The sequence below is a fragment of the Phocaeicola sp. HCN-6420 genome, from assembly GCF_037890145.1.
Lineage (GTDB): Bacteria > Bacteroidota > Bacteroidia > Bacteroidales > Bacteroidaceae > Phocaeicola.
On sequence record NZ_JBBKBJ010000057.1, the window covers coordinates 1 to 3,620 of the forward strand.

2 protein-coding genes are annotated in these 3,620 nt (G+C 47.5%); both read right to left on the bottom strand.

All coding sequences use genetic code 11. The features are described 5' to 3' along the window. On the bottom strand, positions 1 to 1,297 hold a 1,297-nt coding region (locus WKT12_RS16230; RefSeq protein ID WP_147337257.1), incomplete at its 3' end, for a sigma-54-dependent transcriptional regulator. After that, complete coding sequence (locus WKT12_RS16235) at positions 1,290 to 3,608, bottom strand: hybrid sensor histidine kinase/response regulator (RefSeq protein WP_094582190.1); 2,319 nt, start codon at positions 3,606 to 3,608, stop codon at positions 1,290 to 1,292. The genes WKT12_RS16230 and WKT12_RS16235, both read right to left, overlap by 8 nt. Positions 3,609 to 3,620 lie beyond the last annotated feature (12 nt).

Below are 3,620 nucleotides of genomic sequence, written 5' to 3' on the forward strand. Positions count from 1 at the left end.
GTCCATACTCTTCAAGTTTGCTGTATAGTGTTGTCCTGCCTATGCCGAGCAGTTCTGCGGCGACACTCCGGTTGCCGTTTGCCTGTTTCAACGCACGCAATATCCGCTCCTTATCCTCCGCGTCATTGCGCAAGGCGAAGCTGACAGTAGAGGTCGGTTTCGTCACGGCAAGTTCCAGATGCTCTTTCATGACAACACCTTCCTGCGCCTGCAATACAGCACCCATAACTTTCTGCCGAAGTTCCCGCACGTTGCCCGGCCATGCGTGTGTCAGCAACGCTTTACGTGCTTCGGAACTGAACCCGCTCACGCTACACTCCAGCTCTCTGTTTGCCATATCACGGAAGAACTCTGCCAGCGGCATAATGTCTTCTTGACAGTCACGCAACGGAGGAACGGTTATCCCGAAGTCGTGCAGGCGGTACAGAAGATCCTGCCGAAAACGCTTTTCATTCACCGATACCTCCAAATCTTCATTGGTAGCAGCGATGATGCGGACATTGAAATTCCGGTCTGCCTTGTCTCCGACCGGGCGATACCGCCTCTCCTGTATGGCACGGAGCAACATCTGTTGGGTTTCCAACGCGAGGTTTCCTACCTCGTCCAGAAACAACGTGCCGCCTTCCGCCTCATGGAAATATCCTTTCTTGGCATTGTCCGCACCTGTAAATGCACCTTTGACGTGTCCGAAGAAAGCCGACGGTGCAAGCTCTTTGGAGAGTGAACCGCAGTCCACCGCCACAAATGGCTTGCCTGCACGTTTGCTCTTGTCATGCAACAGGTGGGCAATATGCTCCTTGCCCGTGCCGTTCTCACCAAATATCATCACGCTCATATCGGTGGCGGCTACCAGCCTTATGCGGTGCATGATTTTCTGAAAGGCGGAACCTTCACGGGCGAATATAGGCATACGGCGTTGTCCTGCCTGACGTTCTTTCAGTATGGAACGGATCAGGGGGACAAGTTTATCCTCCACAAGCTGTTTGGGAATATAGTCTATCGAGCCGAGTTTCATGCTTTCCACGGCGGTATTAACTTCGGCGTAGTCGGTCATAATGATGAAGGGCTGCATCTTTCCCTCCTTTCGCATCCAGCACAAAAGGTCTATGCCACTGCCGTCAGGCAGACGCAGGTCGGCAACCACGATATCATTATCTGTTGCCTGTTGCAGATGTTTCTTCGCGGTTGAGAGGTGGTAAGCCTTCATATTGCGGTAGCCCTCCCGTGACAGCATATTGCAGACATATTCGCAATACACGATGTTGTCTTCCACCACAATTATTTTTGTCTTATTCATCTTCGTATTTTCTCCTTTCCTCTTCTGCCAACCGTATTATTTCCACTCCCTTATCCAGCACGGCAGTCACGGCATGGCTTAACGCTTCACCATCCGGGAGAGCATCGCCACGAAGCAATCCGTAAAGTACATTCAGCGGTTGGTCGGCACGGAGCACCTCCCACGAACTGCGCAGGTGGTGGATCAGGGAATCCAGCTTTTGCAGGTCTTTTTCTTTTGCTGCATCCCGTACCGCCTGCATTTCCTTTTCTGTTTCAGTTATCAACTTTTCCAGCATGACGGCTTCATTGCCATAGGACAATAAGGCGGAAAAGTCCGGTTTCCCGTCCGGTGTCGCTTTTATGGCACACCTGTCGGAAACCTCCATCAGTTCCGATATGGAGAACGGTTTGAACAGGCATCCGGCAAAGCCTTTTGCCAATAGTTCCCCTTTGTTACAACTGCCCGAAGCGGTTGCCACAACCACCGGGATTGTTGGTGAATTGCCCACGTTGGACGAACGCAACAGTTCCAGCAATTCGAAACCGTTTATATCGGGCATATTCAAGTCTGTCAGCAACAGGCTGTATTCTTTCTGGCGTATCATTTCCATCAGTGCCGCAGCATCGGTGCAAGTGTCGCAGTGTATTCCTTCTTGGGAATACATCTCTTTCAGCATCAGAAGTAATACCTCATCATTGTCAATGGCGACAACATCATGGAATTTATTGTTATGATAAACAGGTGTATTGCTTGTATATCCAAGCTGTTCTTCAGCTTCCTGCATAGAAATTTCAACTGTGAAACGACTGCCTTTCCCTTTCTTGCTGTCTAAACGGATTGTTCCGCCAAGCATCGACACAATATTACGCATTATGGCAAGCCCAAGCCCGAAACCCTCCTTTGCGGCGGCATTTGATAGACGTTCAAACGCACCGAACGCTTGTTTCTGTTCCTCTTCTGTCATGCCTGTACCTGTATCTTCAACGACCAGTGTCAGAACTCCATTATCATATTCAGTAATCAAAGAAACACCGCCTTCTTCTGTGAACTTGACAGCGTTTGACAGCAGGTTATTCCCGATTTGTATTATTCGCTCTTTGTCGGTCAATACAATGGCATCGTGTCCAGTCTTCACGGACAAGGACAGCCCTTTGTTCACGGCAACAGGCATGAACTCCGTTTCAAGTGTGTGCGTGATTGCTGAAATCCGGCAGGGTGACAGACGGGGCTGTTCCTTGCCGTTGTCCAGGCGGAAGAAGTCAAGCAAAGTGTTAAGCATATCCCGCATACGGTCGGAGGATTGCAGTATGTTTTGGATATACTGCCCGGACTTATCCTCACACTGTTCTTTCCGTATCAGTCCGGCATAGCCTGTTATTGCTGTCAGCGGTGTGCGCAGTTCATGGGTGATAGTATGTACCGCCTTCTTCCTTGACGTTATCAGTGCCTCGTTCCGTTGTACGGATTGTTCCAGTTGCCTTATCAAATCAGTTGTCTTGTGCTTGTATTGTTTAATGCTTTTTGCATCACGATGTATGATGATGTAGGAAATTAACAACAATAGAAGAACGAATCCCATTAAACCGCCTACTTGCATAAATGACTTTTCACGCATGGCAACTATTTCGTTTTCCCGGCTTTGCAGTTCGGTTTGTACCTTTTCTTCTATTTGGCAAATCAATTCTTGCAGTTGTCTGTTAAGTTCTGCATTACGAGCTGCAAGGCTGTCGGCTTCTTCCGACAATTGGCGATCCTGCACTTTCTGTTCGCTGATTACGTTTCTATTGACCGAATGAAGGATAGTGGTTGATACTGCTGGAGTTACTTCCTTTTTTTTGCCGAATATGCCTAAGAAACCTTTTCGTTTTGGCTTTTTGGACTGTTCCTGCACACTTTTCTGTACAATAACCGGAATTTGATTGGCTATCTTCTTGTTAATAGATTGTTGTTCATCCATTAACCGGACTATCTGGAACATCTGTCGTTCCTTATCCTCTAAAAGACTGCGCACACTATCGATGCGCTCTGCTGGATAGGTGGCCTTGAAACGGCAGAGCATACTGTCCATTGCCATACGCCGTGCATGGTAATGCTCGATATCTTTATCGTTCCATTCCAGTATTGTTTCACCCAATAGAGAAAATTTTATCATTTGAATATTGATATTGTTTATTTCTTTTCGGAGCTCGTCTATTTTTTTATTGCCAAGTTCTAATGCTTCTATCTCCTGCCATTCATAGAGGCTATTATATGCCATACATCCGATAAGAATGGAGATAAGTATATATCCCAACCGTATTGCCTTATAGAAATTTCCTGACCGCTCCATTATTTTAATGAC